Annotated in this window: 17 protein-coding genes; 7 read left to right on the top strand and 10 right to left on the bottom strand. The window is 67.7% G+C overall.

From position 1 onward, the window contains the following. Nucleotides 1–13: 13 nt before the first annotated feature. Entirely contained in the window at nt 14–1339 is a 1326-nt protein-coding gene (locus VL15_RS16145) for an MFS transporter (RefSeq protein ID WP_048246708.1), read from the bottom strand. A gap of 54 nt (nt 1340–1393) precedes the next feature. Then, nucleotides 1394–2350 (bottom strand): agmatinase, encoded by a 957-nt coding sequence (gene speB, locus VL15_RS16140; RefSeq protein ID WP_048246706.1) that lies wholly within the window; start codon nt 2348–2350, stop codon nt 1394–1396. A gap of 140 nt (nt 2351–2490) precedes the next feature. On the opposite strand from speB, the gene VL15_RS16135 reads away from it, so the two are divergent. After that, nucleotides 2491–3402, top strand: coding sequence for a LysR family transcriptional regulator (locus VL15_RS16135; protein ID WP_048246745.1), 912 nt, complete (start codon nt 2491–2493; stop codon nt 3400–3402). Nucleotides 3403–3528: 126 nt separating this feature from the next. Here VL15_RS16135 and VL15_RS16130 read toward each other — a convergent pair whose 3' ends face one another. Beyond that, nucleotides 3529–3993 (bottom strand): Lrp/AsnC family transcriptional regulator, encoded by a 465-nt coding sequence (locus VL15_RS16130; protein ID WP_048246704.1) that lies wholly within the window; start codon nt 3991–3993, stop codon nt 3529–3531. A gap of 134 nt (nt 3994–4127) precedes the next feature. Here VL15_RS16130 and VL15_RS16125 point away from each other — a divergent pair, with 134 nt between their 5' ends. From VL15_RS16125 to VL15_RS16115, 3 genes are all read left to right on the top strand, one after another. Next, the gene (locus VL15_RS16125; protein ID WP_048246702.1) at nt 4128–4754 is read left to right on the top strand and encodes a LysE family translocator; all 627 of its coding nucleotides are present in this window, start codon (nt 4128–4130) and stop codon (nt 4752–4754) included. A gap of 259 nt (nt 4755–5013) precedes the next feature. After that, nucleotides 5014–6606 carry a S53 family peptidase gene (locus VL15_RS16120; RefSeq protein ID WP_048246699.1) on the top strand — a complete coding sequence of 531 codons (1593 nt, stop codon included), beginning with the start codon at nt 5014–5016 and terminating at the stop codon, nt 6604–6606. 73 nt (nt 6607–6679) lie between these two features. Then, nucleotides 6680–8356, top strand: a complete 1677-nt coding sequence (locus tag VL15_RS16115) for a S10 family peptidase (protein WP_048246697.1) — start codon at nt 6680–6682, stop codon at nt 8354–8356. 135 nt (nt 8357–8491) lie between these two features. Here VL15_RS16115 and nadE read toward each other — a convergent pair whose 3' ends face one another. The 3 genes from nadE to VL15_RS16100 form a co-directional block, all read right to left on the bottom strand. After that, complete coding sequence (gene nadE / locus VL15_RS16110) at nt 8492–9340, bottom strand: ammonia-dependent NAD(+) synthetase (protein ID WP_048246696.1); 849 nt, start codon at nt 9338–9340, stop codon at nt 8492–8494. Between the two features lie 215 nt (nt 9341–9555). Beyond that, nucleotides 9556–10425 carry a DMT family transporter gene (locus VL15_RS16105; RefSeq protein ID WP_048246694.1) on the bottom strand — a complete coding sequence of 290 codons (870 nt, stop codon included), beginning with the start codon at nt 10423–10425 and terminating at the stop codon, nt 9556–9558. A 159-nt stretch (nt 10426–10584) separates the two neighbouring features. Then, nucleotides 10585–10770: a hypothetical protein gene (locus VL15_RS16100; protein WP_006480515.1), complete on the bottom strand. Its 186-nt coding sequence runs from the start codon at nt 10768–10770 to the stop codon at nt 10585–10587. Between the two features lie 208 nt (nt 10771–10978). On the opposite strand from VL15_RS16100, the gene VL15_RS16095 reads away from it, so the two are divergent. Together VL15_RS16095 and VL15_RS16090 are read left to right on the top strand one after the other, a co-directional pair. Beyond that, nucleotides 10979–11737, top strand: a complete 759-nt coding sequence (locus tag VL15_RS16095) for a DeoR/GlpR family DNA-binding transcription regulator (protein WP_048246692.1) — start codon at nt 10979–10981, stop codon at nt 11735–11737. A 105-nt stretch (nt 11738–11842) separates the two neighbouring features. Continuing rightward, nucleotides 11843–13642: a phospholipase D-like domain-containing protein gene (locus VL15_RS16090; protein WP_048246690.1), complete on the top strand. Its 1800-nt coding sequence runs from the start codon at nt 11843–11845 to the stop codon at nt 13640–13642. A 72-nt stretch (nt 13643–13714) separates the two neighbouring features. On the opposite strand, the gene VL15_RS16085 is transcribed toward VL15_RS16090, so the two are convergent. The 3 genes from VL15_RS16085 to VL15_RS16075 form a co-directional block, all read right to left on the bottom strand. Then, nucleotides 13715–14389: a TetR family transcriptional regulator gene (locus VL15_RS16085; RefSeq protein WP_048246688.1), complete on the bottom strand. Its 675-nt coding sequence runs from the start codon at nt 14387–14389 to the stop codon at nt 13715–13717. 115 nt (nt 14390–14504) lie between these two features. Continuing rightward, on the bottom strand, nt 14505–15773 hold the full coding sequence (locus tag VL15_RS16080; protein WP_048246686.1) for an NAD(P)/FAD-dependent oxidoreductase: 1269 nt from the start codon (nt 15771–15773) through the stop codon (nt 14505–14507). 135 nt (nt 15774–15908) lie between these two features. After that, complete coding sequence (locus VL15_RS16075) at nt 15909–17489, bottom strand: amino acid permease (protein ID WP_048246685.1); 1581 nt, start codon at nt 17487–17489, stop codon at nt 15909–15911. 635 nt (nt 17490–18124) lie between these two features. Between VL15_RS16075 and VL15_RS16070 the strand changes: the two genes are divergently transcribed. After that, a complete protein-coding gene (locus VL15_RS16070; protein ID WP_048246683.1) occupies nt 18125–19639 on the top strand; it encodes an aldehyde dehydrogenase family protein in 1515 nt (504 codons plus the stop codon). A gap of 105 nt (nt 19640–19744) precedes the next feature. Here VL15_RS16070 and VL15_RS16065 read toward each other — a convergent pair whose 3' ends face one another. Then, nucleotides 19745–22192 carry a DUF3772 domain-containing protein gene (locus VL15_RS16065; protein WP_048246681.1) on the bottom strand — a complete coding sequence of 816 codons (2448 nt, stop codon included), beginning with the start codon at nt 22190–22192 and terminating at the stop codon, nt 19745–19747. Between the last annotated feature and the right edge of the window lie 13 nt (nt 22193–22205).

Genomic DNA, 22205 nt, shown 5'->3' with positions numbered 1-22205 from the left:
CCGTTGCGGGACGTTACGCGGTACGCACGCCGCGCGGCAGCGACTCGCGCGTCTTGCCGGGCGCACTGGCATCGTCGATGCTGACGCGCCGCGAGATCAGCCACACGCACAGCGACGAGAGGATTGCGGCACTCGTGTACTGGATCGCGAGCGGCCACCATTGCGGCGCGGTGTTCTGCGCGATGATGGTCGCGACGAGCGGCGTGAGGCCGCCGGCGAGCGCGCCGCACACCTGGTACGCGATCGAGATCGCCGTATAACGGATCCGCGCGACGAAGATGCCGCTGACGAAACCCGCGACCACCGAGTAGTAGCCCGATTCCGCGAGCGTCGCGAGGCCGACGCCGACCGTGATCGACAGCGGCGTGCCCATGTGCACGAGCGGCAGCATCACGAACGGGACGATCGCGGCCCATGCGCCGGTGATCAGCAGCACGCGCGTGGTGCCGAAGCGCTGCGCGAGGAACGCGGCCGCGAGCTGCACGACGAACTGCAGCACCGCGACGATCGTCATGCAATGCAGCACCATCGACCGGTCGAGCGACAGGAACTGCGTCGCGTAGCTGATCATGAAGATGTTGCTGAAATACACGCCGGCGATGCCGTACACGTTCGCGCCGATCGCGAGCAGCAGCAGCGGCCAGTACTTGAGCGCTTCGCGCAGCGGGTTCTGCGCGGTGTTGCCGCTCTTCCTGACTTCCTCGAACTCGGGCGACTCCGACACGCTCGCGCGGATCACGAAGCCGACCACCAGCAGCACGGAACTCGCGAGGAACGGCACGCGCCAGCCCCAACTCATCATGTCGTCCTTCGACAGCGTGCTGATCGCGCCGAACGCGAGCATCGACAGGATCAGGCCGCTTGCGCTGCCGAGCTGCGCGAACGATGCGAAGAACGTGCGCTTGCCTTCGGGCGCATGCTCGCCGGCAAGCAGCACCGCGCCGCCCCATTCGCCGCCGACCGCGATGCCTTGCAGCACGCGCATCAGCACGAGCAGGATCGGTGCGATCACACCGGCTTGCGCGTGGGTCGGCAGCAGGCCGATCGCGACCGTCGACACGGCCATCAGCATCAGCGTCGCGAGCAGCGAACGCTTGCGGCCGAAGCGGTCGCCGAGGTAGCCGAACATCACGCCGCCGAGCGGCCGCGCGAAGAAGCCGACCGCGAACGAGCCGAACGACGCGAGCAGGCTGACGAAGCGGTTTTCGCCGGGAAAGAACAGCGGTCCGAACACGATGGCGGCGGCGGTCGCGTAGCTATAGAAGTCGTACCACTCGATCGTGGTGCCGACGAACGAAGCGAGCGCCGCCCGCTTCGGTTGCTTGACGGAAGTCCCCATCTTTATGTGTGCTCCTCTGGAATCTTCTGATTTGGAATAGGTGGTGGCGCGGGATCAGTCGCGGTACTTGACACCCGGCAGCACGCACAGCAGCTCGTACGCGAGGTTCGCGCCGAGCAGCGCCGTGGTGCCGAACGGGTCGTACGGCGGCGCGACTTCGACGAGATCGCAGCCGACGATGTTCAGCCCCTTCGCGCCGCGGATGATCTCGAGTGCCTGCGGCACCGTGAGGCCCGCGATTTCCGGCGTGCCGGTGCCCGGCGCGTAGGCCGGATCGATGCCGTCGATGTCGAAGCTGATGTAGACGGGCGTATTGCCGACGCGTGCGCGCACTTCTTCCATCAGCGGCACGAGCGACTTGTTCCAGCACTCCTCGACCTGGACCACGCGGAAGCCCTGATCGCGGCACCAGTCGAAATCCTCGGCGGCGTAACCGGTGCCGCGCAGGCCGATCTGCGTGACCTTGTCGCCGTGCAGCAGGCCTTCCTCGACTGCGCGGCGGAACGGCGTGCCGTGCGCGATCTTTTCGCCCATCATCGTGTCGTTCACGTCGGCGTGTGCATCGACGTGGATCAATGCAACCTTGCCGTGCTTGCGGTGGATCGCGCGCAGGATCGGCAGCGCGATCGTATGGTCGCCGCCGAGCGTGATCGGCTTGCAGTCGTGCTCGAGGATCGCGTCGTATGCGGCTTCGATGCGCGCGATGGAATCGTGCAGGTTGTAGGGGTTGATCGCGACGTCGCCGATGTCGGCGATCTGCAGCGAATCGAACGGCGCGGCGCGCGTGGCCATGTTGTACGGGCGCAGCAGCACGGATTCGGTGCGGATCTGGCGCGGGCCGAAGCGTGCGCCGGTGCGGTTGGACGTGCCGAGATCGAACGGCACGCCGACGAAACACGCGTCGAGGCCTTCGGCGCTCGCCACGTGCGGCAGGCGCATCATCGTCGCGATGCCGCCGCAGCGCGGCATTTCATTGCCGCCGAGCGGCTGGAAATGGGTGTGGTCGTTCATGGGGCTGTCTCTTCCGATGTGGGGTTGCCGTATCATTCGACGCGGCTTGGCGCACAGTTTTACGCGCTCCGCCGGGAAAGAAGAATGCGAAGATATCGACGTAAACATCGATTTTCATCGATGTATGGAAGGGGATGAGCGTGCTGGGGAATCTGTCGACCCTCGATCTGCGGTTGATCCGCGTATTTCTCGCGGTCACGGACGCGGGCGGCGTGTCGGCCGCGCAGGCGGTGCTGAACGTCGGGCAGTCGACGATCAGCGCGCAACTGTCGTCGCTCGAGACGCGGCTCGGCTACCGGCTCTGCGAGCGCGGCCGCAGCGGTTTCCGGCTCACGCCGAAGGGCGAGCGGTTCCACGCGATGAGCCGCAAGCTGCTCGCGGCGCTCGACGAGTTCGGGATGGCCGCGCGGCACATGGATCGCCAACTGGTCGGCACGCTGAACATCGGCCTGATCGGCCATACACCGGTGAGCCAGAACGCGCGGATCGCCGAGGCGATCGCCGCGTTCCGCACGCGCGACGAGGCCGTGCGTTTCTCGATCTCGGTGCGCGCGCCGGGCGATCTCGAGGAGAAACTGCTGAGCGACGAGATCCAGATTGCGGTGGGCTATTTCTGGCATCGCGTGCCGTCGCTGCACTACACGCCGTTGTTCATCGAGCGCCAGGTCGCGTACTGCGGCCGCGGCCATCCGCTGTTCGACGGCGCCGGCACGCTGACGCCGGCCGACGTCGCGGGCTTCGAATGGGCGTGGCGCTCGTATCCGCTGCCGGAGGCGCAGCTGTCGACGACGCCCGACCGCGTGACCGCGACCGCCGACAACATGGAGGCCGTCGCGCTGCTGATCCTGTCCGGCCACCACCTCGGCTACCTGCCGCAGCACTTCGCGGCGCCGTACGTCACGCAGGGGCTGCTCGCGCCGCTCAATCCGGAGCAGCTGCGCTACGACGTCACGTTCCACATGGTCGTCGCGCGCAACGGGCGCGGTAACCCGCTCGTGGAAGCGTTTCTCGAGGATCTCGAACGCGCGCACCAGCCGCCGGACATCGCGTAGGCCGCCGGCATCAACAATGTGAGCGAGTGTTGCGGCGGCGCGGCTCGACGCTGCCCACATCGATAGGCGTCGAAGTGACGAATCGGGCGTCGGGCTCGGCTTGCGAGGGCTGTCCGCCCGCCGGCATCACGGCACCGGCAGCCCGGCGTCATGCTTCACTTCGCGCAACGACAGCGCCGATTCGATCGACGTCACGCCGGGCAGCATCCGCAGCGATTCGCGCACGAACGTGCCGTAGTCGTCGAGGTCGCGCGCGACCACCTGCAGCAGGTAGTCGGCCGTGCCCGCGACGTTGTGGCACGCCAGGATCCGCTCGATGCCGAGCACTTCCCGTTCGAACCGGTCGGCGACCTTGCGGTCGTGCGTCGCGAACCGCACGAGCACGAACGCGACGACGCCGAAGCCGAGCGCCTGGCGCGACAACTGCGCACGGTAGCGCTCGATGTAGCCGTCGCTTTCGAGCCGTTTCAGGCGCCGCGCGCACGGCGTCTCGGACAGGCCGACGGATTCGGCGAGACGCGCGATCGGCAGGCGGCCGTCGCGCTGCACCGCAGCGAGAATCGCGCGATCGGTTTTGTCGAGTTCGATCATATTGGCGGAATCCTTGTTCTGGTTTCATGATTGTGGCGGATTCCCCTATGGATCGACAATCCTGAGCCAAAGATGGCCAATAATCCCTCCTCCTTCAGCGGCAACATATCGTCATTGGAGGACGGGGGCAGACCATGATTTCCACGCATTTGCTGTTGATTTATCTCGCCGCGCTGGCGGCCATTTATGCGGTGCCGGGGCCCGACATGGCGCTCGTGCTGCAGACCAGCATCGGCCGTGGCGTGCGGCCGGGATTGGCGGCGGCGGGTGGCCTGTCGCTCGCGCGCACCGCGCACGTGACGCTGTCCGCCTGCGGCGTCGCGGCACTGATCCGCAGCGCGCCGTGGCTGTACGAGGTGATTCGCTACGGCGGCGCGCTTTATCTCGCGTATGTCGCGATCCAGGTATTCCGCTCGCCCGTGTTCGCGCTCGGCGAAGGCGACACGACGGTGTCGGCGGGTGAGCTGCGGCAGTCGTTCGTGAAGGGGCTGCTGACGAACCTGCTGAACCCGAAGGCGTTGCTGTTCTGCTCGGTGCTGCTGCCACAGTTCGTGCGGCCCGAGGCCGGGCCCGTCGTGTTGCAGATGTTCGAGCTCGGCGCGCTGCTGGTCGCGGCCGGCGTGTGTTTCGACCTCGCTTGCGTGTTCGGCGCGTCGCGCATCGCGGCGTGGATGCGCGCGCATCCGCTGGCGCAGACCGTGCAGCGCTGGACGTTTTCCGCGGCGCTGATCGGTTTCGCGCTGCGTCTGTCGATGGATTGAGCGTCGCCGCCGCAGCGGTGCCGCGCCGGTCGACAGGCCGCGCGGCGCCGATGCGCCGATCGACACAGGCCGCGTGCAATGCCGGCCTTCGCGCGCATGCCCCGGTGCAGAAGGGCGTGCGCGCAAATCGTCTGACTGATCTAAAATTCCTCTCACTTCGCGCTATCGCGAACCGACTGACCGAACGGAACCGACTTCCGCCGGCCATGTCCGATTTCCTGGTTGTTCCGTGCAACGCGGTACCAAGGAGGGTCAGAACATGGCAAGGCATCTTCACGCCGACCGTGAACCCCGAATCGTCGCCGAGTCCAAGTGCCTCGGCCCGTGCGATCCGGCAGAACGCATCCACGTCACGATCATGTTGCGGCGGCAGGAAGAAGGGCAACTCGATACGTTGGTCCACCAGCTCGCCACCGGCGACGCACAGGCGAAACCGCTGTCGCGCGCCGCATTCGCGCAGCGTTTCTCCGCCCATCCCGACGACATCCGCAAGGCCGAGGACTTCGCGCGTCGTCATCAACTGACGGTCGATCGCGTCGATCCGGTCGAAAGCGTCGTCGTGCTGTCCGGCACGATCCAGCAGTTCGAAGCCGCGTTCGGCGTGAAGCTCGAGCGTTTCGAGCATCGTTCGATCGGCCAGTATCGCGGCCGCTCCGGCCCGATCGCGCTGCCCGACGATCTCGGCGATGCCGTCACGGCCGTGCTCGGCCTCGACAGCCGCCCGCAGGCGCGGCCGCACTTCCGGCTGCGTCCGCCGTTCAGGCCCGCGCGCGGCGGTGCGGCGGGCGTCACGTTCACGCCGGTCCAGCTCGCGTCGTTGTACGGCTTTCCGGCCGGCGACGGCGCCGGGCAATGCATCGCGATCGTCGAACTGGGCGGTGGTTATCGCGCGGCCGACATCCAGCAGTATTTCCGCGGGCTCGGGATCACGACGCCGCCGACGCTCGTCGACGTGAACGTCGGCACCGGACGCAATGCGCCGAGCGGCGACCCGAACGGCCCGGACGGCGAAGTCGCGCTCGACATCGAGATCGCCGGTGCGATCGCGCCGGCCGCGAAGATCGCGGTCTACTTCGCGTCGAACAGCGATGCGGGCTTCATCCAGGCCGTCAACGCGGCCGTCAGCGACACGACCAACAAGCCGTCGGTGATCTCGATCAGTTGGGGTGGCCCGGAAGCGGTCTGGCAGACGCAGTCGGCGCAGGCGTTCAACCGCGTGCTGCAGGCCGCCGCCGCGCAGGGCATCACCGTGTGCGCGGCGTCGGGCGACAGCGGCTCGGGCGACGGGCTGCAGGACGGTGCCGATCACGTCGACTTCCCCGCATCGAGCCCGTACGTGCTCGGCTGCGGCGGCACGCAGCTCGATGCACTGCCCGGGCAGGGCATTCGCAGCGAAGTGACCTGGAACGACGAGGCGTCGGGCGGCGGCGCGGGCGGCGGCGGTGTCAGCACGCTGTTCGACCTGCCGGTGTGGCAGCAGGGGCTTGCCGTCACACGCGCCGACGGCAGCAGCACGCCGCTCGCGAAGCGCGGCGTGCCGGACGTGGCCGGCGATGCATCGCCGCAGACGGGTTACGAGGTGTCGGTTGCCGGTACGCCGACGGTGATGGGCGGCACGAGCGCGGTCGCCCCGCTGTGGGCCGCGCTGATCGCGCGGATCAATGCGGCGGCCGGTGCATCGGCCGGCTGGGTCAATCCGGTGCTGTACAAGAATCCGGGCGCGCTGCGCGACATCACCCAGGGATCGAACGGCACGTATGCGGCCGCGTCGGGCTGGGATGCATGCACGGGCCTCGGCAGCCCGAACGGCGCACAACTCGCCGCGATTCTCGCGCGCAAGCCGTCGAGCTGACGCGTCGCTTCTTATCTTTCCGTTCGACGCGGGTTTCCTGCCCGCGTCTTTTTTCACCTCCAGGAGCAGCACGATGGGCATCGATACCGCATCTTCCGGCGGCGTTTATCCGCTGCATCACGGCGACCACAATTCGCATGGCGTGCCGCCGACCGTCAATCCCGTGGCGCTGAGTCATGGCCGCGATCAGCCGTTCTTCGATCCGGTCGCGTACGGCAACGGCCCCGACGACTCGGTGACCGACACGACCGAAGCAGCCGCGATCACGCATCACACGATCCTGATCGACGGGAAGCGCATCGCGTACACGGCGACGGCCGGCCATCTCGTGACGGTCGACCCGAGCAGTTCGCAGCCGGCCGCGAAGATCTTCTACGTCGCATTCACGGCCGACGGCGCGAAGGAAGAAACGCGCCCCGTGACGTTCTTCTATAACGGCGGGCCCGGTTCGTCATCGGTGTTCGTGCTGCTCGGCTCGTTCGCGCCGAAGCGCATCAAGACGTCGATGCCGGGTTTCACGCCGCCCGCGCCGTACCAGATGGAAGACAACCCGGACAGCATGATCGACCACAGCGATCTGGTGTTCATCAACCCGGTCGGCACCGGTTATTCGGCGGCCGTCGCGCCGAACAAGAACCGCAATTTCTGGGGCGTCGACCAGGATGCGGATTCGCTGAAGCAGTTCATCAAGCGCTACCTGACGAAGAACAACCGCTGGAATTCGCCGAAATACCTGTTCGGCGAATCGTACGGCACCGCGCGCAGTTGCGTGCTCGCGTACAAGCTGCACGAGGACGGTGTCGACCTGAACGGCGTCACGCTGCAATCGTCGATCCTCGATTACCGGCAAGCCGGCAACCCGGTCGGCGCATTGCCGACCGCGGCGGCCGACGCGTGGTATCACAAGAAGCTCGGCGTCACGCCGGCGCCGACCGATCTCGGCGCGTTCGTCGAGGAAGTCGCGCAGTTCTCGCGCACCGACTACCTGAACGCGTTGCGCGCGGTCCCGCATGCGGATCCGGCCGCCGTGCAGAAACTGTCGGAATACACGGGCATCGATACGGCGACGCTGCAGTCGTGGAGCCTCAACATCGCCGGTTACGACGCGCGCGGCAATTCACTGTTCCTGACGACGCTGCTGCATGCGCAGGGGCTCGCGCTCGGCTCGTACGACGGCCGCGTGACCGGGATCTCGTCGGGCATCGCGGGCAAGATCGACCCGAACTCGGGCGGCAACGATCCGACGATGACGGCCGTGACGGGTGTGTATACGGCGATGTGGAACAGCTACCTGAACGAGCAGCTGAAGTTCACGTCGAATTCCGCGTTCACGGACCTGAACGACCAGGCGTTCCAGAACTGGGATTTCAGCCACATCGACCCGACCGGCGCGCAGCAGGGCATCGATGCGCAGGGGAACGTGATTCTCTACACGGCCGGCGATCTCGCCGCGGTGATGGCGCTGAACGTCGACCTGAAGGTGCTGTCGGCGAACGGCTTCTACGACTTCGTCACGCCGTTCTACCAGACCGTGATCGACCTGCAGCAGATGCCGCTCGAGGATCAGAAGGTGCGGCAGAACCTGTCCGCGCGTTTCTATCCGTCGGGGCACATGGTGTATCTCGACGGTGGCTCGCGCACCGCGCTCAAGCGCGATCTCGCGACGATGTACGACACGACGGTCAGCGATACGGGGGCGCGGATGCGGATTCGTGCGCTGCAGGCGACGAAGACGGGCGGGCACGCGTAGCGTTGCCCGTCGCCGGGTTGCCGCGCGTCGCCGTTACGGCCGCGCGCGGCGATTGGGCTCCGATGCTGCCGGCCAGTCGCCGGGCGGCAGCGCCGGATGATTGTGACGCGGCGGTCGTTCCGCCGCGGTAGCCGCTTACGCGGTCGGCCAGTCGAACAGCGTGTACGGCAGTGCGCGCTTGTGCCGCGAACCTGCGTGGAAGCGCAGCACGGTCTCGTACACATGGTCGCTGACCGGCTTGCCTTCGAGGAAATCGTCGATCTCGTCGTAGCTGACGCCGTACGCGTGTTCGTCGGGGCGCAGCGGGCGCAGTTCCTCGAGGTCGGCCGTCGGCACTTTCGTCACGATCGATTCCTCGCCGCCGAGCGCGCGCGCGACCGCGCGCACGCGGCGCTTGTTCAGGCCCGCGAGCGGCAGCACGTCCGCGCCGCCGTCGCCGAACTTCGTGAAGAAACCCATCAGCGATTCGGCCGCGTGATCGGTGCCGATCACGATGCCGCGCCGCGCGCCGGCCACCGCGTACTGCGCGATCATGCGCTCGCGCGCCTTGATGTTGCCGTGCACGAAATCCTGTTGCGCCGGCGTTTCGAACGCATGGCCGGACGCGACCAGCGACGCGAGCATCGCATCGGCGGCCGGTTTCACGTCGACCGTCAGGGTCTCGTCCGCGCGCACGAACGCGAGCGCGCGCTGCGCATCGGCTTCGTCGTTCTGCACGCCGTTCGGCAAGCGCATCGCGATGAAGCGCGCATCGTAGCCGTCGGCGCGCAGGCGTTCGACCGACAGTTGCGCGAGCCGCCCGGCCGTCGACGAATCGACGCCGCCGCTGATGCCGAGCACGTAGGTCCGCAGGCCGGTTGAACGAAGGTATTGCGCGAGGAATTCGACGCGGCGGGCGATCTCGGCCTCGGCGTCGAATTGCGGGGCGACGTTCAGTTCGGCAATGATCGCGCGTTGGCGGCTGGCGTAATCGGCGGATGTCATGAAGGGAGTTCCGGAACGAAATGCAAGGCGCCCATCATAAGCGCAATCGTGGCGGGGCGCCGCGCCGGGCGTGCGATCCGGCGGCCTTGCGTTGCTTCGGCGAGACGCGCTGCATCGCCGTGGTGCACGGTGCGCCGGGCGGGTGCAGGATGCCGCGCGAAGGGCATCCGCGTGCGCGGCCTCGATGACGGTGCCGGCCCGATCGATGGCTGGCGTCAGCGCCGCGCGAGCACGACCCCCACCAGCGCCAGCGCGAAGCCGGCGAGCTGGATCGCCGCGAGCGTTTCGCCGAACAACAGGTAGCCCTGCAGCGCGGCGAGCGGCGGCGCGAGGAACAGCAGCGACGTCGCGCGCGCGGCGTTGCCGCGCCGCAGCATCCACATCAGCATCGTGACCGCGCCGCCGGACAGGAACACGACGCCCCACACGAGCGACACCCACAGCGCCGGCGCGCCGATCCAGCGCGTCTCGTGCAGCAGCACGACGAAGATCGCCGCGACGAGCGCCGCGCCGAAGTTCTGCACGGCGACCGCGGTGCGCAGGTCGCTCTGCGCGAGCTTGCCCTTCTGGTACAGCGAACCGGCGGTGATCGACCCGACCGCGAGTACTGACACGGCGACCACGAGCCACGCGGGCGCCGCACCCGGTGGCGGCGCGACGCCGCCCGCGACCTTCGGTGCCAGCACGAGCGCGACGCCGGCCAGCCCGAGCGCCATCCCGAGCCAGCCGCGCTTGGCCAGGCGCTCGTTGAACAGCGGCACGGCGAGCACGGCGGTGGCGAGCGGCTGCAGCGCGCCGAGCAGCGCCATGACGCCCGCGTTCAGCCCTTGCGCGACGGCCCAGTAACTCGCGCCGAGATAGACGCCCTGCAGCAGCGCGCCCGCGATCAGGTGGCGCGGCCATTCGCGGCGGGCCGGCCACGGCGCGCGTGCGACGAGCGCCACCATGCCGAACAGCGCGGCCGTGCCCGCGAAACGCGCGAGCAGGAACAGGTTGGGATCGGCGTAGGGCTTGATTGCTCGCGCAACGATGAAGCCGGTGGACCAGAGCGCGACGAAAGCGGCGGCGACGAGCGAGGTAAGCATGCGAGGCGGGCCGCGAGGCGGCCGGACAGAACCGTGAAGTCGGCCAGTATCGGGGGAGGCGACGCCGGCGTCTTGTCGAATCCTGCACTCATCTCATGCCGCCTATCGCGAGGATGCGGTGGCGTGCGCCGCGGACGGGCGAGCGTGATGAAGCGGAGATCAGTCGATCGAGAACGTATCGAGCGGCTGGTTGGCGCGCGCGTCGGTCGCGAAGCGCGCGGCGAGCTGCTCGTACAGCCGGCGGGCCTCGTCGAGCGTCAGGTCGATCCAGTATGGATCGCCGGCCGCGTCGTTGAGCCGTTCGGGCGGAAACTGGATTTCGATCACACTGCCTTTGCGATACATTGCGAGAGCCCCTTGGCTTGGTCTGTCGTTCGGCGAAGCTCGAAGTGTAGCAACCGGCGCCGCGCCGATTCGCGCGCGTCAGGCAATACTGAATTTCGCTTTCGGGGAACACGGCCGGCCGCGTTTCGCGCCGCCGTCAAATGTCGGTCAAACGTCCGTAATACAATGGCCGGCTTACCCATTACCAGTCGCCTCGGGCGCACACGCGATGCTGGCGGAACAACGTCATCAATTCATCCTGTCGGAGCTCGGACGATCGGGCGCGTTGTCGGTCGCGGAACTCGTGCGTTCGCTCGACGTGTCGCGCGAAACGGTGCGGCGCGATTTGAATGCGCTTGCCGCGCGCGGCCTGCTCGTGATGACGCACGGCGGCGCGCTGGCCGCGGATCGCCGCGAGCCGAGCCTGTCCGAGCGCGAAGCCGCGAACGCCGAAGCGAAGCGCACGATCGGGCGGCGCGCGGCCGAATTCGTGCCCGACGATGCATCGGTGCTGATCGATTCGGGCAGCACGCCGCATGCGGTCGCGCTTGCGCTCGCCGACCGGCACCGGCTGTCGATCTATACGAACGACTGGCGCACCGCGTTCGTGCTCGCGCGGCGCAATGGCAACCGCGTGACGCTGCTCGGCGGCGAGCTGTCGGACGATGAGGACGCAACCTTCGGGCTCGACACGATCCACCAGCTCGCGCAATACCACGTCGATTTCGCGTTCGTCGGCGCTGGCGGCATCACGCCCGACGGCGAATGCACCGACTACTCGCGGCTCGCGGCCGAGGTGCGCAGCCGGATGATCGCGGCGGCCGGCACGGCGATCATCGTCGCCGACCATTCGAAATTCGGCCGCGTGACGCCGGTGCGGATCAACGGCACCGCCGCCGCGCGTTATCTCGTGACCGAACGCGCGCCCGACAAGGCGCTGCGCCGCGCGTTGACCGCACGCGGGATCGAGCTGCTGGTGTGCGACTGACGCGCGTCCGACATACAAGGTTCATCGAACCGTCATCCCGCGGGAAGAACCGCCGTCAACACTGACCCATTCATCTCGACCGGCCGCAGGGCCAGGGAGCAACGAATGTCCGTCAGCGTGCGCAGCTATCTTTCCCCCACTCTCGTCCTGCTGGCCTTCGACTGGCCCGATGCGGCGTCGCGGTCCGATTTCCTCGGCTTCGCGATCCGGCGCACGCCGGGATTCTGGTCGGCCGACGGCAAGACGCGCGCGCCGAACAGCTGGCTGCCGAACCGCCTGACGTTCGACGGCCCGGCCGCCGACACGCAGGGCGACGCGCCGACCGACCAGGCGCCGATCCAGAAATTCATGTGGTGGGACGCGCGCATCGATCCTCAGGACCGCGATGCATCGTTTCGCTACGACGTGTATCCGGTCGTCGGCACGCCGGCGGACCTGCAGGTGCTCGACGCGCAAGCCGGCGTGTGCGACGTCGTGCTGCCCGCGCACATCGAAGACGGCATCGGCACCTGGTTCAACCGCGCGGTGGTCAGCTCGCAGGCGTTCGCGAAGCAGGTCGCGGCGCTGGGCCTCGCGCCGAATGCGGCGCCGAGCGACGTGCAGGCGCTGAAGCTGCGCACCTGGCTCGCGAACGACATGGAGCAGGTGTTCGCGGAGATGCTTGACCCCGCGTCGCGCGCGGCGTCGGCCGTTTATCACCTGACCGACACGCTATGGGCGCTGCCCGCGTTCGAGGCGTTCGGGCGCAAGCACGGCGACGCGTCGCTCGCGATCGTGTACGACGCGCACACGACGGCGCGCAAGGGCAAGCCGCCGCTGCCGTCGCCGAACCAGCCGGCCGTCGACGCGCTGCAGGGCCTCGCGACGCTGGCGCCGCGCGACAAGACGCACATCATGCACGACAAGTTCATCGTGACCGATGCGTCGGCAAGCGCGACACCCACGCGTGTGCTGACGGGGTCGGCGAACTTCACGACCGAAGGGCTCACCGAACAGGCGAACGTGCTGCATGCATTCGATTCGCCCGCGCTCGCCGCGCTGTACAACGATCGCGCGCATGCGCTGGCCACGAATCCGCCGATCGCGGAGACGGCGCGGCTGTCGCCGGGCTGGTCCGCGCCGATGACGATCGGCAGCGCGCAGGTACGGCTGGCGTTTTCGCCCGAACCGGCAGGGCAGCGCACCGAGATCGACACGATCGTCGCCGCGATCGCGGCCGCGAAGCATTCGGTGTCGTTCTGCCTGTTCATGCCGACCGACGCGGCGCTGCGCGACGCGTGCTTCGCGGCCGGCGACCGCGGGCTGATGATGTTCGGGCTGGTGAACAAGATCAACGTCGGCAGCGCGACGAAGGCCGACGCCGCGCAGCAGGCCGGCCAGACGCTCGATGCGGCGACGCTCGCGAACCTCGAGCTGTACCATCGCAGCCGCGACAACCACGACGTGATCGACGCCGAGTACTTCTCGGCGGCGACGGTGCCGCAGGGCTTCGAGCCGGAATTGCGGCAGTTTCCGGGCGAGCCGGCGCCGGCCTATCCGCCCGTCGTGATCCATCACAAGTTCATCGTGATCGATGCGGAGGGGGCGAATCCGATCGTCTATACGGGCTCGGCGAACATGAGCCGCAATTCCGAGCAGTTCAACGACGAGAACCTGCTCGAGATTCGCGACCAGCGGATCGCCGCGATCTATCTCGCGGAATTCCTGCGGCTCTACGAGCACTACCGCGCCCGGGCGCTGGCGATCGATGCGAAGCAGCACGGCACGGGTACGGGCACAGGCACGGGTGCGCATGCGCGGCTTGCGCTTGCGCCCGATTCGAGCTGGGCGAAGAAGTATTACGTGGCGGGAAGCCCGGAAGAGAAGGCGCGGATCGCGCTGGCGTCGACCGCGCCGACGGATTGAAGCGCTGATGCGTGACGGGCACGGCTGTTTCGTGCCCGGTGGGCGCTGCCCGGAAGCCCGGGCAGCCGTCGCTTATGCGGCGACGTAACGCAGCACGGCGTCGGCGATCGTGTCGCGATGCCGCGCGCGCAGGCGTGGCGCCGACGGGTCGCGGCCGAACGCGGCGCCGAACGTGTAGCGGTTCGACACGCGGTGGAAGCAGAACGAGCTGATCAGCAGGTGCAGGTCGAACGCGTCGATGTCGTTGCGGAACGCGCCGCTTGCCGCGCCGCGCTCGACCAGTTCCTCGAGCGTCTTGATGATGCTGACGTTGCGGTTCTTGAACGACTTGAGCTGTTCGAGATACTTCGCGCCGTGGATGTTCTCGATCGACACGAGGCGGACGAAGTCGCGATGCTTGTCGTGATAGTCGAACGTGAATTCGACGAGGCGGCGCATGCCTTCGCGCGGCTCCATGTCGCCGACGTGCAGTTCCTGCTCGAGCGCGCGGATGTCGCCGTACACCTTCTCCAGCACGGCCTCGTACAGGCCTTCCTTGCTTTCGAAGTAGTAATAGAGCATCCGCTTCGTCGTGTTCGTGCGCTCGGCGATCGCGTCGACGCGCGCCCCGGCGAGGCCCATCGCGGAAAATTCCTGCGTGGCGACATCGAGGATGTTGCGCTTGGTTTGCTCGGGATCGTATTTGCGGCGCGCTTCGGACGCAAGCGCGCGGCTTTCGGACGTGGCGGCCTTGCTTCCTGCTTTCATGTGATCTTGTTCTGGCTTTGCGGCAGCTTGGACCAGCCATTCTAGCATGTGGGAAATCCGCGTCCGGCCGACCTTCCGCTCTAATCGGCCTGGCCGTTTCGGCCGCCGCGGCTGCTCAGCGGCGGCAGGACGCGAGCGCGTCGCGGGCCTGGTAAGCCGTGTACGTGAGCTGCGCGGCGGCGAGTCCTGCCAGCCCGAACGTGCGCGTGAGCCCGAACGCGGCAAAGCCGTCCGGCACCGGCCGGCCTTCGGCCAGCGCGGCCGCGAGCGCTTCGCCGGCGACCGTGGTCGGTGCCATCCCGTGGCCACCGAATGCGATCGCGTGCCACACGCCGTCCGCGTCGCGGCCGATCTGCGGCATCTTGTGCCGCGCGTAGCTCATCAGCCCGCCCCACGCGTAGTCGACCTTCACGCCTTCGAGTTGCGGATACACGCGCAGCAGGTCGCGCCGCAGCAGGCGCGCGATCGCGTCGGGGCCGCGGTCGAGCACGGAGATCCGGCCACCCCACAGGATGCGCGTGTCCTTCAGCGGGCGGTAGTAGTCGAACGCGAAACGCGTGTCGTAGATCGCGTACGGCGCGTCGATCGCGTCCGGCAGGCGCGCGCCGAGTGGTTCGGTCGCGATCACGTAGGTCGCGATCGGCAGCACCGCGCGCTCGATGCGCGGCGACACGCCGCGTGCGTAACCGCCGCCGGCGAACACGACGTCCTTCGCACGCACGGTGCCCTGCGCCGTGCGCACGACGTACCCGGCGCCTTCGCGCACGATGCCGAGCGCGGCCGAGCGTTCATACACGCGCGCACCGCCGCGCGATGCGGCCGCCGCGACGCCGAGCACGTACTTGAGCGGATGGAAATGGAACGCGTTCGGTTCGAACAGGCCGCCGTAATAGCGCTGCGTCTTCAGCCGTTGGCGCAGCGCGTCCGTCGACACGGATTCCCAGTCGACGTCGAGTTCGTTTTTCATCAGCGCGCGCACGCCGTCGAGCCGTGACGGATCGTCGAACCAGTTCGCCAGCATCACGCCCTGGTCGACGAGGTCGCAGTCGATCCCGTAGCGCGCGATCCGTGCGCGGATCAGCTCGACCGCGTCGACGGTGAGCCGGTACAGGCGGCGCCCTTCGTCGCGGCCGAGCGTGCGCAGCAGGTCGGCGTTGTCGAGGCTGTAGCCGCCGAACACGAAACCGCCGTTGCGGCCCGATGCACCGAAGCCGACCCGTTCGCTGTCGAGCACGACGACGTCGTGCACGCCGCGCTCGACGAGGCCGAGCGCGGTGCACAGGCCGGCGAGGCCGCCGCCGACGATGCAGACCTGCGTGTCGATCGTGCCGGTCAGTTGCGGGTAGGGCTGGCGGGTAACGGTGGCTTCGTAGAAGTTCTGCATGCGATTCGAGGATTCGTAACGGCGTAAAAATGGGCGGTGCGCGTCGATCTTGCCTGAACGCGCGCGCCGCGTCGAATGGGGGTTGTCAGGGCGCCGGCTGCCGCATTCGGGTGGCGGCCGGCGCGGTGCGTGCCGTCAGGCGCCCGGCGTCGGGTTGGCCGGGCTGGCGACGTAGCCCGCGTAGCCGGATTCGGCGTGCGGTACCGCTTCGGGCGTCGCGTTGCGTTCGATCCACGGCGCGATCTCCATGTCCTCGTAGCGCACGAGGCGGCATTTGCGCACGATCGCGTAGCCGAGCCAGATCGCGAGGAAGAACGGCAGGCCGATGTAGGTCGCGGCCACGCCGACCCAGTCGATCTTGTCGGTGAGGAACGCCTGGTAGTCCTGGCCGAGCGCGACGATCGCGCACAGCGCGAATGCGAACAGCGGGCCGAACGGGAACCACTTCGACCGGTACGGCAACTGGTCGAGCCGGTAGCCCTGCTTGAGGAAACCCTTGCGGAACCGGTAGTGGCTGACCGCGATGCCGAGCCACGTGATGAAGCCGGCCATGCCCGACGTGTTCAGCAGCCACAGGTAGACGGTCTTGTTGCCATACAGCGACGTGAGGAAACACAGCGCGCCGACAGCCGTCGTCGCATACAGCGCATTGCGCGGCACGCCGCCCGGCGACAGCTTCGCGAACACCTTCGGCGCACGGCCTTCGACCGCGAGGTTGAAGAGCATCCGCGTCGACGCGTACATGCCCGAGTTGCCGGCCGACAGCACCGCAGTCAGGATCACCGCGTTCATCACGCCGGCCGCGAACGCGAGGCCCGCGTGGCGGAACACGAGCGTGAACGGGCTCACGCCGATGTCGGTCACGTCGCTCTTCAGCAGGCTCGGGTCGGTGTAGGGAATCAGCACGCCGATCACGAAGATCGCGAACACGTAGAACAGCAGGATGCGCCAGAAGATCTGGCTCACCGCGCGCGGGATCGTCGTGCGCGGGTTCTCCGACTCGCCGGCCGCGACGCCGATCATTTCGGTGCCCTGGAACGAGAAGCCCGCGATCATCGCGACGCCGAGCATCGTCGCCCAGCCGCCGACGAACGGCGCGTCGCCGAGCGTGAAGTTGCCCCAGCCCGCGCTCGGGCCGCCCTGCATGATCCCGAAGATCATCAGCAGGCCGACGCCGACGAACGCGAGCACCGTCAGCACCTTGATCAGCGCGAACCAGTATTCGGCTTCGCCGAAGCCGCGCACCGACAGTGCGTTGAGCGCGAAGATCAGCGTGAGGAACAGCGCGCTCCACCAGACGCCCGGCACATGCGGGAACCAGTAGTTCATCACGAGCTGCCCGGCGACCAGTTCCACCGCCAGCGTCACGGCCCAGCTGTACCAGTAGTTCCAGCCGAGCGCGAAACCGAAGCCTTCGTCGACGAACTTCGCGCCGTAGGTCGCGAACGAGCCCGATACGGGCATGAACGCGGCCATCTCGCCCAGGCTCGTCATCAGGAAATAGACCATCAGGCCGATCACCATGTACGCGAGCATCGCGCCGCCGGGGCCGGCCTGCGAGATCGACGCGCCGGACGCGACGAACAGGCCCGTGCCGATCGAGCCGCCGATCGCGATCATCCGCAGATGGCGTGCCTGCAGGCTACGGTGGAGAGAGGGCTTCGCGGGCGGCGAGCCGGACGGACGGGGCGAATCGGGGCGGGCATCTGAATGCATGGCGGGCGCTGGGCGCTGTCTCCGGGATTGTTTTTTCGGTGACGAAGCGCGATGCGTTGCCCGCTGCCGGCCGGGGCAGCGGTGGTGCTTCGCGGGAACGGTCCGGGTGAACCGGGCCGCGACGCGTGTCGCCTTCGTCTGTCGTCCGGCTGCCTGATGGCGGCCGTCGGCGCGCCGGGTGCGTTGCACCTCGACGTCGCACCGATTGTGTGTGCCCGATGCACGGGCGGCAAACGATATTTCCGAACAGGGTGATGCAACTTTGTCATCAACTTGCGTGACGGCGCGGCGCCCCGGGCGGCCCGGCTACCGGCTTTGGACGTGTCCTGAATCGGCGTAAAAGCGCTTGGATTTGTCCTGCGGAGGTGTTGCGTTTTGGGAATGAAGTCGTGAGTTAATATCAATAGCGGCCTGACTTGTGGCCATCGACAATGTGTTTCATGGATCGTGCCTTGCGAGGCGGGGGCGCGCCGCCCGGCCGGGCTTCCGGCGGCGGCGCAGCGCGATGCGCCGTGCGGCGCACCGGGCCTGCCGAGCTGCGCATCCGCTTGCACAGGGCGCGCGAACGCGCTCCAATCGAATCACGCGGGCGGCGCTGCCGCCGCACCGATCAATCTGTCCCTGAAGAGGAAGTGATGCAATTCAACGACATTCTTGCCGCGCTCGATATCGATCTCGCCCAGTGGAAAGGCAATGCGCTGACCGCGCGTTCGCCGCTCGACGGCGCGACGCTCGCGACGCTGGCCGTCGACACGCCCGCCGACGCCGAGCGCAAGATCGACGCCGCGCACGACGCATTCCTCAAGTGGCGCACGGTGCCGGCGCCGGTGCGCGGCGAACTCGTGCGCGTCTTCGGCAACGTGCTGCGTGAGCACAAGGCCGCGCTCGGCCACCTCGTCACGCTCGAGGCCGGCAAGATTACGTCGGAAGGGCTCGGCGAAGTGCAGGAAATGATCGACATCTGCGATTTCGCGGTCGGTCTGTCGCGCCAGCTTTACGGTCTCACGATCGCGTCCGAGCGCCCGGGCCACCGGATGATGGAAACGTGGCACCCGATCGGCGTGTGCGGCGTGATTTCGGCGTTCAACTTCCCGGTCGCGGTGTGGGCGTGGAATGCGGCGCTCGCGTTCGTGTGCGGCGATCCGGTCGTGTGGAAGCCGTCGGAAAAGACGCCGCTCACCGCGATTGCTTGCCACGTGCTGCTCGGCAAGGCGCTGCGCGAATTCGACAAGACGCATCCGGGCGTCGCGCCGGAAGGGCTGAGCCAGCTGGTGCTTGGCATGCGCGATGTCGGCGAGGTGCTGACGTCGTCGAAGAAGGTGCCGGTCATCAGCGCGACGGGTAGCGTGCGGATGGGCACGGAAGTCGCGAAGGTGCTGAGCCAGCGTCTTGCGCGCGGCATCCTCGAACTCGGCGGCAACAACGGGATGATCGTCGCGCCGAGCGCCGATCTCGACCTCGTCGTGCGCGCCGTCACGTTCGCGGCGGTCGGCACGGCCGGTCAGCGCTGCACGACGCTGCGCCGCCTGATCGTCCATCGCAGCATCGTCGATCAGCTGCTGCCGCGCATCGAGAAGGCCTACACGTCGGTGAAGGTCGGTAGCCCGCTTGAGGAAGGCACGCTCGTCGGCCCGCTGGTCGATCGTGCGTCGTTCGACGCGATGCAGAAGGCGCTGGCCGATGCGCGCGAGCAGGGCGGTGAAGTGAAGGGCGGCGAGCGGGTCGACGTCGGTGGTCACGCGGATGCGTACTACGTGCGTCCGGCCATCGTGCGGATGCCGAAGCAATCGGCGGTGGTCGAGCGCGAAACGTTCGCGCCGATCCTGTACGTGATGGTCTACGACAACTTCGAAGACGCGATCGACGTGCACAACGCGGTGCCGCAAGGCCTGTCGTCGGCGATCTTCACGAACGACATGCGCGAGGCCGAGCAATTCATGTCGGCAGCGGGCAGCGACTGCGGGATCGTCAACGTGAACATCGGCACGAGCGGCGCGGAGATCGGCGGCGCGTTCGGCGGCGAGAAGGAAACGGGCGGCGGCCGCGAGTCGGGTTCGGATGCGTGGAAGGCGTATATGCGTCGCGCGACGAATACGATCAACTACAGCCGGCAGCTGCCGCTGGCGCAGGGGGTGAAGTTCGACTTCTGATGCGAGGCGCCTGATCCAGGCGCCACGTGAGAGCGAGAAGGGCCGGTTACCGCGTCGCGGCAACCGGCCCTTCGTTTGTATACTCGGCTGTGATCGGGCGCGGCGTTACGCGTCTCCCACCGCCGGCATATTCTGCACCACCAGCATCTGCGGGCTCGACAGCGTGATTTTCGCCGCGCGCAGCTGCTTCAGAATCTCGAACAGCAGGTCGCTCTTCGTCGAACTCGCAATCCGCGGGCTCGCCACGTAGCCTGTCACGCTCAGCGTGATCCCGTCCGGCGTGAGCTGGCTGAACGTCACCGACGGCGCCGGTTTCTCGAGAATCGCCTGATGCGCGCGATACGCGTCGAGCAGCAGGTCGCGCACCTGCTCGGGATCGGTGTTCAGCGGGAACGTCAGCACCAGCGTCGCGACGCCCTGCGTGCTGTTGCCCATCGTCACGTTGCGCAGGTTCTGCGAGATCAGTTGCGAATTCGGCACGATCACGGTCGAGCGGTCGCTGAGCTGGATCTCGGTCGCGCGCACGTTGATGCGGCGGATGTCGCCTTCGACACCCGCGATGCTGATCATGTCGCCCACCTTCACCGGACGCTCGGTCAACAGGATCAGCCCCGACACGAAATTCTTCACGATCTCCTGCAGGCCGAAGCCGATACCGACCGACAACGCACTGACGATCCACGCGAGGTTGTTCCACCTGACGCCGAGCAGCCCGAGCGTCATCAGCACGAGCAGCACGTAGCCGACGTTGGTGAACAGCGTGATCAGCGACACGCGCATCCCCGTATCCATGCCGAGCGCGGGCATGAACTCGCCGTCGAGCCAGCGGCGCAGCGAGCGCAGCAGGTAGAAGCCGATCGCGAACCCGATCACGGCGTTCAGGATCCGGTCGGGCATGATGTTCAGGCTTTGCAGCCGCTGGCTGCCGATCATCGCGACCGCGCTGTCGAGCAGGTCGCCCGGCGTCGTGCCGAAGCCGCCCGTCAGCAGCGCGATGGCCGCGATCAGCATCAGCAGGCTCGTGCCGAATCCGGACAGGACCGTGCGCGCCTGGTCGAGGTGTCGGTCTTCGAGCGCGAACAGGTGCTTGATCTGCTGGCCCGTCGACAGGGTCGCGGAGAACAGGCTTTCGCTCGCGTCGCGCGTCAACTGGATCAGGATGTAGGTCGCGCACAGCACGATCTCGAACCACACGAGCTCGTAGGTGATGAAGCGCGCGACCGTGATGTAGCCGATCAGGAGTGCGATCAGCGACACGACGATCGCCAGCGTGACGCCGGCATGGATCAGCCCGGCAAGCGTCGAACGCTGCTCGGGTGCCTCGCCGGCCGCCGCGAGCACGCTGCGCGCGCGGTTCGAGCGCAGCAGCGACGCGCCGACCGTCAGCGCGACGACGAGCGAGACGATGCCGCGGCCGAACAGCGTGACCGACAGGCTGGTGTCGACGATCCGGTTGATCGATTCGAGCGTGCCGGACATCAGCAGCAGCGCGGCCAGGATGCTGGGAAACGGCTTCATCGCGAGTGCGACGGGATCGGCGAGCGCCGGCAGGCGCCACGACGGATGCTTCGTGCAGAGCAGCGCGCGGCCGAGCCCGGCGATCAGTGCGCAGGTCGCGGCAAGCTTCGCGAACTGGTCCCACAGATCGGTCAGCGGCGGCGTGAGTTCGTAGTGGCGCGCGACGGCGAGGTAGAGGATCTGAACCGCAAAGGCGGTGGCCAGGAATGTCGACAGCGCGGTCGACAGCGCCAGCGCGCTGCGGCGCAAACGGGTGGGCGGCAGGCGGTTCAGGCAGATCCACCCGAGGCCGCGCTCGATGAGTCGGCGGCCGCCGAGCCACATCGCGAACGCGGCGATCAGCAGCAGCGCGGTGATCGCCCGTTGTCCGGGCACCCACGACGAGCGCAGCATGTCGCGCAGTTCGTCGTTGAAATCCTCGAGCCGCTGGATGTCGTCCGGCGAACGCTGGAACAGCGGCAGCCAGAACTGCGCGCTGAAAATGCCGCCCGAACGGAACGCGAGCTGGTTCTTCAGCAGGCCGCGATGCAGCTTCGCGAACTGTTCGTTCAGGTTGGCGAGGTTGGTCTTCTGGTCGGCGGCCTGCTTCAGTGCCGCATCGATCTGCGTCTTGCGCGCGTTCAGCGTCGCCCGCTGCTTCGCGACGGCCGGCGTTTCCGGCGCGGCGCCCTCGGCAGGCGCCGGGCCGAGCACGTCGAGTTGCGCCTGGATCTGCGCGCGCTGCGGAGCGAGATCGCTCTGCAGCTTCGCGACATCGGTGCTCAGCTCCTGTGTCGCATCGCCGAGCGCATCCAGCTCCTTGCTGTTGGACGCGGTCGAGGTCTGCTGCTTGATGCGGTCCTGTTCGGCCTGCATCTGCTTGAGCTGCGCGACGGCGTCGTTCAGCGAGATGGCCGGCACGGACGCGTCGGTGCCGCTCGCGCCCGGGGCGGAAGCGGCCGCCGGAAACGCCGACGCGGTCGCGATCGCCGCGAACTGCAGCAGCGCGATCATCACGATCCGGCGGGCGTACGTGGATAGTCGTTGGTTGGACATGGAATTATTACGA

Source organism: Burkholderia cepacia (assembly GCF_001039005.1).
GTDB classification, from domain to species: domain Bacteria; phylum Pseudomonadota; class Gammaproteobacteria; order Burkholderiales; family Burkholderiaceae; genus Burkholderia; species Burkholderia theae.
Note: the sequence above shows the minus strand (reverse complement) of the source record. Positions and strands in the feature narration are given on the sequence as shown.